The following is a 15,408-nucleotide window of genomic DNA, read 5'->3' as shown; positions in this document are numbered from 1 at the left end:
TTCCTTTTAAACAGAAAAACGCCCCCAATAGTGGGAGCGTTAACTGTTATTCTGTCTCTTCTGTAACAAGTTTCAAAGGCACTGGTATCGTTTCGTCTACTTCGTTTCCTTTTAGTACATCGACGCCTGCCTGAACAGCAAGAGAACCGATCTCTTCAGGTTGCTGTGCCACTGTTGCAGATAGCTTACCATCTTTAATGCTATTAATCGCATCTTCGTTTCCATCAAATCCAACAACTAGAACATCTTTACCTGAACTTTGGATTGCCTGAATAGCGCCTAGCGCCATCTCATCGTTATGAGCAAAAACGGCTTTAATATCCGGATTACCCTGAAGCAAGTTTTCCATCGTATTTAACCCTTCCGTACGATCGAAGTTCGCTGTTTGTTTTGCCACAACATCAAGCTTTTCATCCGCAATATTATGGAATCCTTGACCACGTTCACGAGTAGCGGAAGCACCCGGTACACCTTCAAGCTCAGCTACTTTAGCGCCTTCACCCAGCTGTTCAACAAGAAACTCTCCAGCCATCTCTCCTCCTTTTTCATTATCAGAGGATACTAAAGTCGCCACATCACCTTTTTCAGCTGAGCGATCAAGAGTAACGACGGGAATACCGAGGCTATTCGCTGATTGTACAGCTGTTGAAATCGCAGCTGAGTCAGTTGGATTAATTAATAGAACGTCGACTCCTTGTTGAATAAGGTCTTCTACATCGTTAATCTGTTTTGCCGCATCATTTTGCGCATCGACAACAACAACATCCATTCCATTTTCCTTTGCTTCTGCTTCGACGCCATCTTTCATCGAAACGAAAAATGGATTATTTAACGTTGAAACAGATAAACCAATTTTAATATCTTCTATATCCGTTTCCTGACTCGGTTTGGCCCATTCAGGTGGCTGAAGCGAACACGCTCCAAGCACAAGCAGTGACAAACTAAGCAGAAGTGGCAATAGCTTTTTCATAGTAATCCTCCTAAGCTGCTTTTTTACGATCAATTAGCACAGCAATGATAATAACAATACCCTTAACAACCATCTGGAAGAATGAAGATACTCCAAGTAGATTTAAACCATTGTTTAACGTACCGATAATTAAGGCACCGATTAACGTACCAACAATTAATCCTCGTCCTCCGGAAAGGCTTGTTCCCCCTAATACTACGGCCGCAATGGCATCAAGCTCATAAGATGTACCTGCCGTCGGTTGTGCTGAATTCAATCTAGACGTTAGAATTGCCCCCGCAAGAGCTGACAGTAGACCTGCAAGTGAATAGATCATCACTTTAATTTTATCGACTTTAATGCCTGAAATAAGGGCAGCTTTCTCATTACCACCAATGGCATAAGTTTTTCTTCCGAATGGTGTTTTATGAAGGATAATCCAAAGCACTGCGAAAGAAAGCAGCATCGTAATCGCTGGAACCGGAATACCGAGGAAATAACCTCTTCCAAAAAGTTGGAAAGCATAGCTATCGCCAAGACCTGTAATCGGATTTCCATCCGTGTACACTAGCGTTAACCCTCTGAACATCGTCATCGTTGCAAGCGTTGCAATAAATGGTGCCATCTTTCCCTTTGTAATCAATAGTCCGTTAACCATACCCATTAAAGCACCAAGCAATGAACCAATGAGAATAGCTAGAATCGGATCAATTCCGGATACCATCATCCCTGCCATAAGCGCACTTGATAGCGCTAGAATCGAACCAACAGATAAATCAATCCCACCTGTTAAAATAACAAATGTCATACCATAAGCAATTAAAGCATTGATCGCTACTTGTCTAAGTAAATTCAATAGGTTCAGTGGTTCTAAAAAACTCGGGTTCATGATGGAAACGGTTACAACTAAAACGAGTAAGCCTAATAGCGGTCCAAGCTTCTGCATGATATTCCCAACATGGTTTGTTTTTAGCGCATTATTCATCTTCTTGACCTCCTGTTGCCAGCGTCATTATTTTCTCTTGCGTTGCTTCTTCTTTTGATACTTCACCAGTCATATGACCTTCACGGAAAACAAGAATGCGATCGCTCATTCCGAGCACTTCAGGTAACTCTGAGGAAACCATGATAATCGCCACTCCTCGATCGGTTAACTCATTCATTAACTGATAGATTTCTCGTTTGGCGCCGACGTCAACGCCTCGAGTTGGTTCATCAAGAATGAGGACTTTTGGACCGATACCAATCCATTTCGCAATAACTACTTTTTGCTGGTTACCTCCAGAAAGGTTTTTGGCACTTGTTTTAGCTGACTCCGTCTTAATCGTTAGTCGTTTAATCAACAGCTCCACGAAATCTTCTTCACTCTTCTCATTGATTAACCCTTTTGGTGCGAAGCTATAGAGACTTGGTAAAGCAATGTTATCTTTTAGCGAGAAATCGAGCACAAGACCTTCTTCTTTCCGATCCTCCGTAATAAAACCTAGCCCCAACTGAACAGCCTGGTGGGGACTTTTAATAACAACTTGTTTGCCATTCAGTAGAATGTCACCAGTGTATTTCCCATCGAGTCCAAAAATGGTACGCATGATTTCCGTTCTTCCTGCACCCATTAGTCCGGATACACCAACAATTTCCCCTGATCTTACTGAGAAACTAACATTCTCAAACACACCTTTTCTGGATAAACCCTTTACTTCCAACATCGTTTCTCCAAGCTTAGGTGACCGTTCAGGGAAACGATCCGTTAATTCTCGCCCCACCATTTTGCGAACAACCTCGTCAAAGCTCGTTTCTGGAATAGGCTTTGTATCGACTGTTTTTCCATCTCGCATAACCGTAATGCTGTCACAAATGGTGAAAATCTCTTCCATTCTGTGAGAAATGTAGACGATGGAAACACCGCTTTTCTTTAGAGACCGAATAACCTGGAACAACGTTTGTATTTCGCGTTCTGTTAACGCTGCAGTCGGCTCATCCATGATAATTACTTTTGCATCTGTCATTAACGCTTTGGCAATTTCAATCATTTGCTGTTGCCCAACCGAGCATTTCCCAGCTTCCTGCTGAAGAGGAATCGAGATAGCTAACTTCTTAAATTGCTCATTCGCAATCGCTTTCATTTTTTTCGTATGAATGAGTCCCAAAGATGTAACCGGTTCCTTATTGATGAATAAGTTCTCCAACACCGTTAACTCTGGCCAAATGTTCAGCTCTTGATGAATAAAAGCGACACCGTTTTCTTCTGCTTCTTTTGGGTTATCAAAAACGCGTTCTTGTCCATCTATTACGATTGTTCCGCTGTCTTTCTTATGAAGTCCTGTGAGAATGTTCATGAGCGTCGATTTCCCTGCTCCATTCTCTCCCATAAGCGCATGAACTTCGGCATCCTGGATGTCAATGTTCACACCTTCAAGTACTTTATTTGCGCCAAATGCTTTATGAATTTCCTTCATGCTAATTTGCATGCTGCTCACCTCGTTTAAAAGATTACCCCTGAATGAAGAATACAGTTGGCATATGGCGTTGTCTCGCCTGTACGGATGACAACTTTTGCTTGCTTCGTCTTCTCCTTAAATACTTCATGATCCACATAATCTTGTTCTGTATCTTGAAGCTTACCTTTTAGCCAATCATATACCTTCTGATTGCCTTCTATTTCTTTAGCAAGCGTGACGCGTTCAACAACCATTTCATTAAGAAGTTCGTTCACAACGTCAGTAAAAGCAGGCTGACCTGGTTTTAAGGCAAGGTCGATTTTCTTCACACCGTCAGGAACCGGGAGACCAGCATCTGCAATGACAATCTGATCTGTATGCCCAAGATCTGCAAGTACTTTCGAAATATGACTATTTAACATTCCTCTTCGTTTCATTCTGATAGCTTCCTTTCAACTTCTTCACGGGTAGGCATGCCGCCCTGTGCTCCAAAACTAGTAACTGATAGAGAAGCGGCACGATTGCCAAACGTAATGCTTTCTATCAGGTCCTTGCCTTCTGCGATCGCTGTACCAAACGCTGCGTTGAACGTATCTCCTGCCCCTGTCGTATCAACAGCTTTCACTTTAAAAGAAGGAACTAGCACCTCTTCTTTCCCATTGAAGTAGCGTACGCCAGCTGCCCCTTCCGTAATGAACACTTTTTCAGGATAAGTACGTAACGATTCACTAAGAGGCTGACCATTAAAAAGAACGTCCGCTTCATGTTCGTTTGGTGTGATATAGGTTGCACCGTCAATCACCTTTTGTGAGATTTCCCTTGCAGGTGCTGGATTAAGTAGCAACGGAACCTGCTTTTCCTCACATAGCTCTGCTACATATTCCACCGTTTCTTCAGGTATTTCTTGCTGAATCATCACTAGATCACAGCTATCAATGAGCTTAGCTGCTTTAGTGATATATGAAGGGGTAATATGATCATTCGCTCCTTTGACAACAACAATACTGTTATCACCTTCTGCAAGAATGATATGAGCTGTTCCACTCTCCACTCCTGTAACCGGTTCCACATAGTTGGTTTTAACACCATTCTTCTTAAAGTTATTTAAGATTGCCTCACCGTAATGGTCATCTCCTACACAGCCAATCATATAAACTTCTGCACCAAGACGCGCTGCAGCAACGGCCTGGTTAGCCCCTTTACCACCTGGAACAGTTTTGAATGATTCTCCTAATACCGTTTCTCCTGCTCCTGGACGTTTCTTAGAAGTAACTACTAGATCCATAGAAGAGCTTCCGATGACGGCTATTTTAGCTTTACGCATTTGGATCAACCTTTCTTGTCGTATTTCGTTCTATTAATGTCACTGGTAATTGAATCGTTTGATCAATTTCTTTTTCTTTGCGGATCATTCGCAAAAGTAACTTTGCTGCTTCTTTTCCCATTTCGTATGCAGGCTGCCTGATCGTTGATAATGACGGATAGGACAGGCTACTGAATGGAATATCATCGTAACCAATCAATTGTAAGTCGTCAGGTATGCTTCTTCCGAGACGAAGAGCTTCATGCAAAATCGCAATGGCAACAATATCATTACTTGCAATCACTCCGTCCGTATCTGGATGCTTTGCAAAAAGCTCTTCAGCCCATGTGCCCGCATCATCAAATGCATAAGACGTTGTCGAGAGAACAGAGAAATCAACTTCCGCTTCACTTAATTCTGCAAGTGCTCCTTGAAAACGATCCATCGCAGGCTTTACATGTGCAGGCCCTTTAATGAGAGTAATTCTTTTTGAGCCTCTCTCAACTAGTGCTCTCGCTGCAAGCCGTCCCCCTTCAATTCCATCAGCATAAACAGATGGATGTTGTGTTGACACACGATCTAGAAAGACGACAGGCAGATCAAGATTTGTATAATTCTCATTGTCTGTATTGTTTGTTGCTGAAATCATGCCAACAACTTGATTTTGTAAAAAGGTTTGAATGTAATCCAACTCTTTCGTTGCTTCTTCATCGCTATTTCCAAGTAATAACCTGAATCCTGCTCGATTGACTTCATCCTCTATCCCCCGCGCTAACTGAGGGAAAAAAGGGTTCGTAATATCTGGTAGAAGCAATCCTATAAGACGTGATTCTCGTTTATAGAGTGAGCGCGCTACTTCATTTGGACTGTAGTTCAAGCTTTTGATCGCATCCATCACGCGTTTTCTCGTTTCTGCACCAACGTAACCATTATCGTTTAATACACGAGAGACGGTAGCAACAGATACGCCTGCTTGCTCTGCTACATCTCGAATTGTAGCCATTTGCTTCACTCCTTCAACATTGTGTAACCGGTTACAGATAATTTACCACAAGCATGAATCCGCTTGCAAGTTTTTTTCTTATATTTTCGACTGACACGTAGGACAGAAGTATAATCTTCTTGAGCCCGCTTTGATTTTTTGAATCTCTGTTCCATCATTTCGGCACGGCTCTCCTTCACGATTAAAGACCCAGTGCCTGTATTTCGAACGCGTCTGTCCTTTTTCCTTTAACTTCATAGCAAGATCAATATCGTTTGTAATCCCGTTATGCCTATATGACCGTTCAACAAGAGTGATCGTTGCCTCAGCAGCTTTTTCTAATTGCTGATCTGTGCAGTCCATTGGACGTAAATCAGGATGAATTCCTGCCAGAAAGAGAATTTCACTTCTTAAATAGTTACCAATTCCACCTATAAACGATTGATCTAATAGTAACGATGTCCACTTTTTTCTACAAAACTCCTTTGATTCAAATCGTTCCTTCAATTGTTCAGCGCTTACTTCCTCACTAAGCAAATCCGGTCCAACTTTCGCTATAAATGGATGAAGAGGCACTTCTTCATCGCGTAGAACTTCAATATCCGATGCACTATAAAGCAAAGCTGACTTCTTCTCATTATGTAGCGCTAAGCGAAGCTGCCGATTTGTTTTTGGATAGTTGTAGGCATTACGAATCACCCATTTTCCATATAGCTGGTTATGGGAATATATTGTATAGCCGTTATCGAAACGAATGAGCATTGCCTTTCCTTTCGTATCTACCCTCTTTACTTCCGCTCCACTTAATAAGGATTCATAGCCCTTTAGCTGTTCGAATGCAAAGAAAACATCCATCACGCGTCCTTTCAGTAATGCTTTTTCCACCTGATCCGCAGCTCTTCTAATTTCTGGACCTTCAGGCATAATCTATGACCTTCTTTCTGGATTCGTAGATTTTTTCATTTGATTTGAAGAGGGATGGTTTAGGAACAACATCCTTCAATGATAAAATTTTCCCCTTCCTTCTATAAACTAAACGGCTGAAGGGGCTCTCCAATGGAGAACCCCTTCAGTGATACCTACTAGTTTTTTTCTTATCCACCAATGGTCTTGCGGATCCCTAATACTTTTTCTAACTCTGATTTCTTTTGATTCTCCACGAGAATATAAAGCACATCGTTGACTTTGATTTTGGTATCTCCAGATGGCGCAATCAGCTCATCTCTTCGAATAATCGCACTAACGAGCACTTTATCCGGGAAGGATATATCGGATAGTTCTTCTCCAATCAATTTAGAAGAAGAAGTAATCGTATAGGGAATCATTTCTGCATTTACCGTTGTCGATGAAACCAGCTCTAGAGAATGAGAAGGCACATGTACCTCAGGACCTGTTAAACCTAACTTTTTCCCCACAAATGGTATGGTTGCCCCTTGAACAAGAGCTGATGTAAGGACAATAAAGAATATGAGATTAAAGAAAAGCTGGCTATTTTCTAACCCTTCAAGTAGTGGGAAGGTTGCTAACACAATCGGTACTGCCCCTCTTAATCCTGCCCAAGCAAGGAAGCTTTTTTCTTTTATTGTAAATTTAAACGGTAGACTCGAAAGAAACACTGCAATCGGACGAGCAATAAAAATCAAGATGAGAGAAAGAGCTAATCCTTTTAATACAATCCAAGTTGAAAATAATTCAGAAGGATTTACAAGGAGACCCAGCATAATAAACATCAAGATTTGCATCATCCATGCGATCCCATCATGAAACCGGAAAATCGCTTGTCCATACGGAAGACTTTTCGTATTACCAAGTACAAGGGCAGCAGCATAAACGGCAAGCAAACCGCTTGCGTTAATCAAATCTGTCGCGCTGTATGTAATTAAGGCAATAGCAATCGAAAGAACAGGATATAAACCGTTCGATCCCAATTCGACTTTCTTCATTGCCCATGATGCTAAATATCCGAATAGCACGCCTAATAAGAGTCCAGCTCCCATTTGCCAGAAGAATGAAAGAATCACGGATGCACCAAATGTTTTCTCTCCAATGGCAAGTTGTAATAAAGCAAGTGTTAGAAACATCGCCATCGGATCATTTGAGCCCGACTCTGCTTCGAGCGTAGATTGCAGTTTCCGCTTAATGTTTTTCCCCTTCAATACGGCAAAAACGGCGGCCGCATCTGTTGACCCTACAATCGCACCTAGAAGCAGCGCTTCATTCCAATTAACATCCAGAATCATTTTGGCAGCTACACCAAATAAGCCTGAAGTCACAAGTACCCCTACTGTTGCCAACGATAATGAAATGGGAAGAACAGCCTTTGTACGACGCCATTCTGTTTGCAAACCACCATCAAATAGAATGAGTACGAGCGCTAATATGCCAAGTGACTGCGTGAGTGACGCGTTATCAAAATAAATATACCCAAGTCCGTCGCTACCAAATATCATTCCAACGATAATAAATAATACGAGTGCCGGTACGCCTAAACGAGAAGAAAACTTCGCCATTAGAACTCCGCCAATTAAAAAGATGGCGCTAAATAAAATGACTATATTCGTCTCCATCGGTTTCCCTCCCTTCTATAAATGAACATCAATTTTCAGTTTCGGAATCTGAGCAGAATTTATACCAATATATTTTAATGTTTCACTTCTAGTTGCATGACCATATATCTTCTGAATTAATGACACAGCAACTCCCTGTTGAAAGGCCTGATAACCAAATGTTTTCCTTAAACTATGGAAGCTAATCGGTTGATCTAATCCCGCCTCTTTCCCAGCCTGGGATAAGATTCGATGAACCTGCTGTCTTGTAATAGGGTGTGTCGGGTCTTTTTTCGTATGAAAAAGATAATAGTTTGTCTTTTGAGGTTGATTATCCATGTAGCGTGTAAGCGCCCGCTTCACTTCTGTATTGAGGTAAATATCTGTTGTTTCTGTGATAGAGGATTCAAGATAATCTTTGAAAGACTCATTGTTCATAACATCATGAAGAGTGAGATGTAAAAGAGGTGTTAAACGAATACCGGTATTAATACTGAGAATGAAAAGCAAATAATCCCGTTTTGATCGATTTATTAACGCTTCTTTTAAATGATAGATCTGTTTTGTATTTTTGATAGCTTCGACGGCATTCACTCTTATCACATCCTTTAATGTGACTCAATTGTATCACAGCATAGGTTATGTCACTATTGATATGCTTCTTTGAAAGAATGCTCCTCTGTAAAAAAGGAATTCGTGTCTCTTTCGTAGTATAATAACTGTGTAGGAATAAAGGAGGGCTATCAATGAATCTAACAAATTGGTTTGACCAGGGTATGACGATGCAACAATACATTCATAGTATGGACGAGCATAAAGATGATCTATTAACCATCTACAACCATTTCGAGCTCGAAAAATCCAATCTTGAATTTCTTCATTCTCTTCAATCTGAGAAACTACGTGCCCTTGTGATAACAGCTGACTGGTGCGGTGATGCGATGGTAAACCTTCCTATTTTCATGAGAATGGCTGATGAGGCTTTAATAGAAAGCAAATATTTTATCCGCGATAACTATCTCGAATTGATGGATCTCTATTTAACGAATGGAACAGCGAGATCGATTCCGATCATCGTCTTGATTGATTCAAATGGAAATGAAGTTGGAAGATGGGGACCACGTGCTCCTGAAGTTCAAGCTTATGTGGATCAAGCCAAACAGGCGCTTCCTCCAAAAGGAGATCCGAACTTTAAAAAGGCCTTTCTTTCTTTTATAAGCGAAACGACTGAACGTTTTACGACTGATCATGACATGTGGACATATATAAAGGATGATATGCTCGCAATGCTGAGTCAATCGGTAACAGTCACAAAATAATAGCTCCAAAGCCTGGCAAATGCCGGGCTTTTTTCATGTCATTATTGAATTGCTCTATGCAATTCACTAATGTTGACAGTCGACACCAGTCGCATTAGACTTGAGGGTATAGATTTTTCCTGAATGCAAAAAATATGACGATAGGAAATAATAGATAGATTCTTAGAAGGAGAGTTTACTCATGGGTGATTGGATTGTTGGATTAAGTCCTGTAACACAGGCATTCTTATTTACGTTGTTTACATGGGGCGCCACAGCACTTGGGGCATCTTTTGTATTCTTTACTAGAACCGTCAATCAGAAAGTCTTTGATGGTATGCTCGCATTCGCAGGCGGAGTTATGATCGCTGCAAGTTTTTGGTCCCTGCTCAGTCCCGGAATTGAAATGGCTGAACAACAAGGAGTACCAGGCTATATTCCTGCAGTTGTTGGTTTTCTATTAGGAGGGTTTTTCCTTCTTCTCGTAGATCGCATCTTGCCTCACATTAATGAAGATTTGTACTTTAAAGAAATTAAAGATAAAAAAGCAAAACACCGCACAGCGATGCTTGTTTTCTCCATTACAATGCACAATATTCCAGAAGGTCTAGCTATTGGTGTAGCATTCGGAGCTGTTGCTGCAGAATTTTCAACCTCCACACTTGCTGGTGCCATTGCGCTTGCAATCGGTATTGGGATACAAAATATCCCTGAAGGAACCGCCGTTGCTGTTCCACTTCGAGGTGACGGTATGTCCAGAGCCAAAAGCTTTTTCTACGGGCAGCTATCAGGAATTGTTGAGCCAATTGCTGCCGTAGTGGGTGCCTTAGCGGTTATCTACATTCAACCTTTACTACCGTATGCACTAAGCTTTGCTGCTGGAGCAATGATTTTCGTAGTAGCAAAAGAAATCATCCCTGGCTCACAAGAAAAAGGGAATGTGCAGATCGCATCTATCTCATTAATGATTGGTTTTTCAGTCATGATGGTCCTTGACGTAGCACTAGGTTAAGAAAGAAAGGCGCATCATCCCTAATAGGATGACGCGCCTTTTCTAATACCTTTAGTAAATGTTTCTGGTTTTAGCACAGCATTTTAAAATGCATAGCGAAATAGTCCATAATAGAGAGGAATAAGCATTATGATCGAAAAGATAACGGTTGTCATCTTTACTGTGTTCTCACTCATTCCCTCGATCGCTTCATCACTTTGATCAAAGTAGAGGACAAATAGAAGATCCCAAAGTAAACCAAGGAAAAAAACAAATTTCCATAATAGCGTTGGGCCTATGATGATTTCAGTAACATATCCAAATAACCCTGTCCAAGTTGTTGCTGACACGAGAAAGTCTATCTTCATTGAAGCGGTCTTATACTTTCCTTTTAACAAAAACCCGATCGCTGGTGCTCCAAGTACTCCAAGATACAAAATCCATAAAATATCCGACATTCTCAATCCTCTTTCGTTCACAAGTTCGTGACATAGGGGCCTAAGTCTACCTCGAAACTAAGCACATACACCTTTAGTCTACAAGAAACATAGGCAATAGGGATATAGTTACTTTTTAATTTCTGAGGAAATCACAATTTAAGAAGATTGTTTTTGACGACTTTCTTTTTTCTCTTTAGAAGCTTCGGCTAATTTTTTCAGTAACGTTTTTTCTCTTTTTCCTTCTGCTTCTTTCGCTTCATTACGTAATGATTTAAACAGGTTAAAACACATGATAATTAAGATTACTGTAAATGGTAACGCAGCAACAAGCGAAGCCGTTTGAAGCCCCTGAAGACCACTACTAATAATCAATACTGCTGAAATAGCTGCAATAAGCGTTCCCCAAACAAGCTTTGAAAATAGAGAAGGATTCAAATCACCGTCAGATGTCATCATACCGAGAACAAAAGTAGCCGAATCCGCAGAAGTAACAAGAAAGACGCAAATCAAAAAGATAGATAGCGTCGATAACACTTGAGTTAACGGAAATTGTTCAAGCGTTACGAATAATGCACTTGTCACATCCTCATTAACAGCATCGGCAATCGCTGTTCCTTGAAATAGATCGAGATGGAAAGCCGCTCCTCCAAATACAGCTATCCACACCATAGCAATAAACGGTGGGACGATCAGCACCCCAAAAATCATTTCGCGAATGGAACGTCCTTTAGAGACACGAGCAACGAAAGCTCCAATAAATGGCGACCACGCAATGACCCATGCCCAATAAAACACGGTCCATTCTTTCACCCATGTTCCACCTTGATAAGGGGTCATAAAGAAACTCATCTCAATGAACTTCTGAATATACCCACCTAATGCTAATGTAAAGCTCTCAAGTATAAAAACAGTTGGTCTAAGAAAAAGAACGAATAGCATTAAGATAAGAGCTAAAGCTAAATTTAAATTACTTAAGTACTTGATACCTTTGTTTAACCCTGTGGTTGAAGATGCCATATACAAGACGAAAAGAATGGCTGTAATGCTAATTTGAACGACCGCATTTTGCGGAAGTCCGTACATATAATCCAGCCCACCATTGATTTGCAGAATACCAAATCCAAGTGATGTGGCTACACCCATCACCGTTGCAATGACCGCAAGAATATTAATAATTTTCTTCCACGGTGCATTTCTTCCTGATTTAGACTTACTTGAAATCGTTTCACTGATTAAGCTTTTACGACCTTTTCTATATTGGAAATAAGCCATCACAAGCCCTACAACCGTAAAGACCGACCACTGGTGAATTCCCCAATGGAAAAAAGAATAGCGCATGGCAAGCTTTGCTGCCTGCTCTGTCTCTCCTTCAACACCAAAACCTGCTGGTGGATTAGCGAAATGCGTCATTGGCTCTGCGACACCCCAGAATACAAGACCAACTCCAAAACCAGCACTAAACAGCATGCCAATCCAGGTGAAGAATGGATATTGAGGTTTCTCATCATCTGGACCTAAGCGAATTTTACCGTATTTACTAATAGCTAAATAGAAACAAAAAACTACGAAGAAAATAACCGCTATTAAGTAAAACCAGCCAAATGCATTCGTTGTAAACGAGTACACTGAACTTGCTACGGATGCAAATGACTTAGGTACCACAGCTCCCCATATTACCAGTAACAATACAACTATCCCCGACACCCAAAAGACCGGGTTCTTTCTTTGACTTTCCTTTTCTTTCATAGATCTCTCCTTTCAGATTGGTAGCAAAGTCAAATTCGACATTTCCCAATCATTTTTTCACTAGTCTGACTACATTATCATTTACCCTTATAAAATTCAAACTAACCAGATTTACCCTTTTTTCGCCAAATTTTAGACAAACAAAAAATCGACTTTAGCAGTCGATTTCAATCAAACATCATTTATGTGACCTTCTATTAAACGTCCAAATAAAGAGTTTGCTTCGGAAGAGTCGGACGAGAAACTTTTACATTTGGGTCACTGAACTCCATCGATTCTAGAATTTGTTCTTCAGAAAAACCGGTCATTTGAGAAAGCTTCCGAATATCTATCTTCTTCTTAGATGACCGTTTCGAATGTTGAATCGCAACCTGTGTTTGATGTTGCACAACGGAATACCGATGCATAAAAGTCCCCACAGAATGTTTCACAGCTAATCCCCTTCCGTTAGTGAATTAATTCCAAAAAATTTAATTAAGGTTCAGTTACCCCCTCATCTATAAACTAAACTGGGTATTACGTCTCACCCGAATCATTCTCCTCATTCAAACCTATACGGTAGTGCCTCTCATCAGTTTTATAACTAGAAATATTTAGGACAAATGGTTTGCTTAAGTTGAAGCTACTTTGCTATGGTAATGTTCTGGTTTAAAAAAGGGGGACATGCTTATGAAATCGAATCGTTTTTTTCTGTTGCTCGTTTTGATAGCCGTTTCAGTTTTAGCAGCGTGCAACAATAGTAACTCTGAAGAAGAAAAGAAAACAGCTTGGGAAGAGATCCAGGATGCTGAGTCAATTAAAATAGCGACTTCTGGTACACTTTATCCAACATCTTATCACGAGCAAGAAACAAACGATTTAACCGGATTTGATGTAGAAATCGTGAAAGAACTGGCCAACCGTTTGGATTTAGAAGTGGAATTTGTTGAAATGGGCTTTGATGGAATGCTGACAGCTGTTCAAACAGGGAAAGTTGATATGGCAGCTAATGATATCGGCATTACAGAAGAGCGCAAAGAAAAATTCGCTCTTTCTACGCCTTACAAACATTCTTACGGCACAGCTATCGTTCGTGCGGATGATCTATCCGGTATTGAATCAATTGACGATTTAGAAGGAAAGAAAGCAGCCGGTGCAGCTACAACGAACTTCATGAAACTCGCAAAGGAAAAAGGCGCTGAAGAAGTAATCTATGATAATGCGACAAATGAGCAATACCTTCGCGACGTTGACAATGGAAGAACCGATGTCATTTTAAATGATGTTTACTTGCAGCGATTGGCTCTAGCGGCATTTCCTGAACTTGATCTTACCATTCATCCTGATATTCAATATATGCCAAGTGAAGGCGGGCTTTTGATGAATAAGGAAAACGAAAAGCTTATTACTGAAGTGAATGAAGTAATTGAAGAAATGCTTGAAGACGGAACGATCCGTGATCTTTCAAAGACGTTCTTTAACGGGGCTGATGTAACAGAACTCCCAGAAGATATTGAATTCCAGAAATAACTTACTTCTCTTATAGTTTAAAAGCAGATTTTAGATAAGAAAAAAAGCCGTTCTCCTCTGTTGGAGAACGGCTTTCATCTATTACACAGCTTTTGCATTAATTTCTACGTCAATGTTGCCACGCGTTGCCTTGGAGTAAGGGCATACTTTGTGAGCTTCTTTTGCGAGCATTTCTGCATCTTCTTGGCTTACACCTTTAATTTCTACATTTAAAGCTGCGCCGATTTTGAAGCCGTTGTCAGCTTCATCTTTCAATAAGCTAACATCTGCTGTGATTTTCGAATCAATATCCATCTTCTTCTTAGATGCCACAAGATTTAACGCACCATCATAGCAAGCCGCATAAGCAGCAGCAAACAGTTGCTCAGGGTTTGAGCCCGTTTCGCTTGATTTCTCTGTTGGCATAACAAGATTTAAGTCAATTAAACCGTCCGAAGATTTAACTTGTCCATTACGTCCGCCTTCTGCAGTTGCTTGTGAAGTAAACATTACATTACTCATTGAATATCAGCTCCTTCTAATTTGCATACAACTAAAATGTCCCCGTTTCTCCTCCCTTTTAAACGTCTTACTTTTACAAAAGCATGCTTTCATTCCATATTTCGGTTGATTTTCGTTCAAATACGGAGTATGATTATATAAGAACGTTTGTTCGTTTATTTAAGGGGGAAAATGATTGAACACTACTGCTCTGCTTCTCATTGATGTCCAAAATGGAATGTTTCATCGCGGGTCTTCCGTCTACCAAGATGCCAGGCTACTATACAACTTAAAAAAAATCACCGCCTCCGCCAAATCAGAACGCATACCAGTTTACTATATCCAGCATGAAACAAATGGAAAGTACCTAAAGCGGAACACGATTGATTGGGAGCTTCACCCCTTTTTCACCATCGAAAAGGAAGATGAAGTAATTTACAAAACAACACCAGATGCCTTTCACCTCACTCGCCTGGAAGAAAAACTCCATTCCAAAAACATCAATCATCTTGTTATATCTGGTATTCAAACAGAAGTATGTGTGGATTCAACATGTAGGAGCGCCTATAGTAAAGGATTTTCTATCAGTTTAATTGAAGATGCTCACAGTACTTGGGACACGTCTCTACTAAACGCAAAAAAAATCATTCAGCACCATAACCAGACACTTCAATGGTTTGCAGATACGATCTCAACAGATCAATTTGTTGATAGATTACGCTAAAT

Annotated in this window: 17 protein-coding genes; 4 read left to right on the top strand and 13 right to left on the bottom strand. The window is 40.6% G+C overall.

The genetic code is table 11. From position 1 onward, the window contains the following. Nucleotides 1-46: 46 nt before the first annotated feature. The 9 genes from rbsB to IQ283_RS12000 all read right to left on the bottom strand — a co-directional run bounded on the left by rbsB (nt 47) and on the right by IQ283_RS12000 (nt 8,812). Nucleotides 47-970 carry a ribose ABC transporter substrate-binding protein RbsB gene (rbsB, locus tag IQ283_RS12040; RefSeq protein WP_194220397.1) on the bottom strand — a complete coding sequence of 308 codons (924 nt, stop codon included), beginning with the start codon at nt 968-970 and terminating at the stop codon, nt 47-49. 10 nt (nt 971-980) lie between these two features. After that, nucleotides 981-1,934 (bottom strand): ribose ABC transporter permease RbsC, encoded by a 954-nt coding sequence (gene rbsC, locus IQ283_RS12035; protein WP_194220396.1) that lies wholly within the window; start codon nt 1,932-1,934, stop codon nt 981-983. Further along, nucleotides 1,927-3,417 carry a sugar ABC transporter ATP-binding protein gene (locus IQ283_RS12030; RefSeq protein WP_194220395.1) on the bottom strand — a complete coding sequence of 497 codons (1,491 nt, stop codon included), beginning with the start codon at nt 3,415-3,417 and terminating at the stop codon, nt 1,927-1,929. The genes rbsC and IQ283_RS12030 overlap by 8 nt, the downstream gene beginning before the upstream one ends. A gap of 14 nt (nt 3,418-3,431) precedes the next feature. Further along, complete coding sequence (rbsD, locus tag IQ283_RS12025) at nt 3,432-3,824, bottom strand: D-ribose pyranase (RefSeq protein WP_194220394.1); 393 nt, start codon at nt 3,822-3,824, stop codon at nt 3,432-3,434. Beyond that, nucleotides 3,821-4,711 (bottom strand): ribokinase, encoded by an 891-nt coding sequence (gene rbsK, locus IQ283_RS12020; protein ID WP_194220393.1) that lies wholly within the window; start codon nt 4,709-4,711, stop codon nt 3,821-3,823. Before rbsK ends, rbsD begins: the two co-directional genes overlap by 4 nt. Continuing rightward, nucleotides 4,704-5,693, bottom strand: coding sequence for a LacI family DNA-binding transcriptional regulator (locus tag IQ283_RS12015; protein ID WP_194220392.1), 990 nt, complete (start codon nt 5,691-5,693; stop codon nt 4,704-4,706). Before IQ283_RS12015 ends, rbsK begins: the two co-directional genes overlap by 8 nt. A gap of 78 nt (nt 5,694-5,771) precedes the next feature. Next, nucleotides 5,772-6,596, bottom strand: a complete 825-nt coding sequence (gene nei / locus IQ283_RS12010) for an endonuclease VIII (protein WP_194220391.1) — start codon at nt 6,594-6,596, stop codon at nt 5,772-5,774. Between the two features lie 170 nt (nt 6,597-6,766). Further along, complete coding sequence (locus IQ283_RS12005; RefSeq protein ID WP_194220390.1) at nt 6,767-8,239, bottom strand: potassium/proton antiporter; 1,473 nt, start codon at nt 8,237-8,239, stop codon at nt 6,767-6,769. A gap of 15 nt (nt 8,240-8,254) precedes the next feature. Further along, nucleotides 8,255-8,812 carry a tyrosine-type recombinase/integrase gene (locus tag IQ283_RS12000; protein WP_194220389.1) on the bottom strand — a complete coding sequence of 186 codons (558 nt, stop codon included), beginning with the start codon at nt 8,810-8,812 and terminating at the stop codon, nt 8,255-8,257. A 152-nt stretch (nt 8,813-8,964) separates the two neighbouring features. Between IQ283_RS12000 and IQ283_RS11995 the strand changes: the two genes are divergently transcribed. Together IQ283_RS11995 and IQ283_RS11990 are read left to right on the top strand one after the other, a co-directional pair. After that, nucleotides 8,965-9,537: a thioredoxin family protein gene (locus IQ283_RS11995; protein ID WP_194220388.1), complete on the top strand. Its 573-nt coding sequence runs from the start codon at nt 8,965-8,967 to the stop codon at nt 9,535-9,537. 181 nt (nt 9,538-9,718) lie between these two features. Further along, entirely contained in the window at nt 9,719-10,528 is an 810-nt protein-coding gene (locus tag IQ283_RS11990; protein ID WP_194220387.1) for a ZIP family metal transporter, read from the top strand. Nucleotides 10,529-10,611: 83 nt separating this feature from the next. Here the strand turns inward: IQ283_RS11990 and IQ283_RS11985 are convergent, their stop codons facing one another. The 3 genes from IQ283_RS11985 to IQ283_RS11975 all read right to left on the bottom strand — a co-directional run bounded on the left by IQ283_RS11985 (nt 10,612) and on the right by IQ283_RS11975 (nt 13,124). Continuing rightward, nucleotides 10,612-10,965 carry a hypothetical protein gene (locus tag IQ283_RS11985; protein ID WP_194220386.1) on the bottom strand — a complete coding sequence of 118 codons (354 nt, stop codon included), beginning with the start codon at nt 10,963-10,965 and terminating at the stop codon, nt 10,612-10,614. 138 nt (nt 10,966-11,103) lie between these two features. Next, complete coding sequence (locus tag IQ283_RS11980; protein ID WP_194220385.1) at nt 11,104-12,693, bottom strand: BCCT family transporter; 1,590 nt, start codon at nt 12,691-12,693, stop codon at nt 11,104-11,106. A 197-nt stretch (nt 12,694-12,890) separates the two neighbouring features. Next, complete coding sequence (locus IQ283_RS11975; RefSeq protein ID WP_194220384.1) at nt 12,891-13,124, bottom strand: hypothetical protein; 234 nt, start codon at nt 13,122-13,124, stop codon at nt 12,891-12,893. 238 nt (nt 13,125-13,362) lie between these two features. Here IQ283_RS11975 and IQ283_RS11970 point away from each other — a divergent pair, with 238 nt between their 5' ends. Continuing rightward, a complete protein-coding gene (locus IQ283_RS11970; RefSeq protein ID WP_194220383.1) occupies nt 13,363-14,202 on the top strand; it encodes a transporter substrate-binding domain-containing protein in 840 nt (279 codons plus the stop codon). 81 nt (nt 14,203-14,283) lie between these two features. On the opposite strand, the gene IQ283_RS11965 is transcribed toward IQ283_RS11970, so the two are convergent. Further along, entirely contained in the window at nt 14,284-14,703 is a 420-nt protein-coding gene (locus IQ283_RS11965; protein ID WP_194220382.1) for an organic hydroperoxide resistance protein, read from the bottom strand. Nucleotides 14,704-14,878: 175 nt separating this feature from the next. Here IQ283_RS11965 and IQ283_RS11960 point away from each other — a divergent pair, with 175 nt between their 5' ends. Further along, on the top strand, nt 14,879-15,406 hold the full coding sequence (locus IQ283_RS11960) for an isochorismatase family protein (RefSeq protein WP_242057331.1): 528 nt from the start codon (nt 14,879-14,881) through the stop codon (nt 15,404-15,406). The last annotated feature ends 2 nt before the right edge of the window (nt 15,407-15,408 follow it).

Source organism: Pseudalkalibacillus hwajinpoensis (assembly GCF_015234585.1).
GTDB classification, from domain to species: Bacteria; Bacillota; Bacilli; order Bacillales; family Guptibacillaceae; genus Guptibacillus; species Guptibacillus hwajinpoensis_B.
Note: the sequence above shows the minus strand (reverse complement) of the source record. Positions and strands in the feature narration are given on the sequence as shown.

What these genes read in the sequence shown, in the direction of transcription:
- rbsB (WP_194220397.1), bottom strand. Translation starts at nt 970, where the DNA reads ATGAAAAAGCTATTGCCACTTCTGCTTAGTTTGTCACTGCTTGTGCTT.
- rbsC (WP_194220396.1), bottom strand. Translation starts at nt 1,934, where the DNA reads ATGAATAATGCGCTAAAAACAAACCATGTTGGGAATATCATGCAGAAG.
- IQ283_RS12030 (WP_194220395.1), bottom strand. Translation starts at nt 3,417, where the DNA reads ATGCAAATTAGCATGAAGGAAATTCATAAAGCATTTGGCGCAAATAAA.
- rbsD (WP_194220394.1), bottom strand. Translation starts at nt 3,824, where the DNA reads ATGAAACGAAGAGGAATGTTAAATAGTCATATTTCGAAAGTACTTGCA.
- rbsK (WP_194220393.1), bottom strand. Translation starts at nt 4,711, where the DNA reads ATGCGTAAAGCTAAAATAGCCGTCATCGGAAGCTCTTCTATGGATCTA.
- IQ283_RS12015 (WP_194220392.1), bottom strand. Translation starts at nt 5,693, where the DNA reads ATGGCTACAATTCGAGATGTAGCAGAGCAAGCAGGCGTATCTGTTGCT.
- nei (WP_194220391.1), bottom strand. Translation starts at nt 6,596, where the DNA reads ATGCCTGAAGGTCCAGAAATTAGAAGAGCTGCGGATCAGGTGGAAAAA.
- IQ283_RS12005 (WP_194220390.1), bottom strand. Translation starts at nt 8,239, where the DNA reads ATGGAGACGAATATAGTCATTTTATTTAGCGCCATCTTTTTAATTGGC.
- IQ283_RS11995 (WP_194220388.1), top strand. Translation starts at nt 8,965, where the DNA reads ATGAATCTAACAAATTGGTTTGACCAGGGTATGACGATGCAACAATAC.
- IQ283_RS11990 (WP_194220387.1), top strand. Translation starts at nt 9,719, where the DNA reads ATGGGTGATTGGATTGTTGGATTAAGTCCTGTAACACAGGCATTCTTA.
- IQ283_RS11985 (WP_194220386.1), bottom strand. Translation starts at nt 10,965, where the DNA reads ATGTCGGATATTTTATGGATTTTGTATCTTGGAGTACTTGGAGCACCA.
- IQ283_RS11980 (WP_194220385.1), bottom strand. Translation starts at nt 12,693, where the DNA reads ATGAAAGAAAAGGAAAGTCAAAGAAAGAACCCGGTCTTTTGGGTGTCG.
- IQ283_RS11970 (WP_194220383.1), top strand. Translation starts at nt 13,363, where the DNA reads ATGAAATCGAATCGTTTTTTTCTGTTGCTCGTTTTGATAGCCGTTTCA.
- IQ283_RS11965 (WP_194220382.1), bottom strand. Translation starts at nt 14,703, where the DNA reads ATGAGTAATGTAATGTTTACTTCACAAGCAACTGCAGAAGGCGGACGT.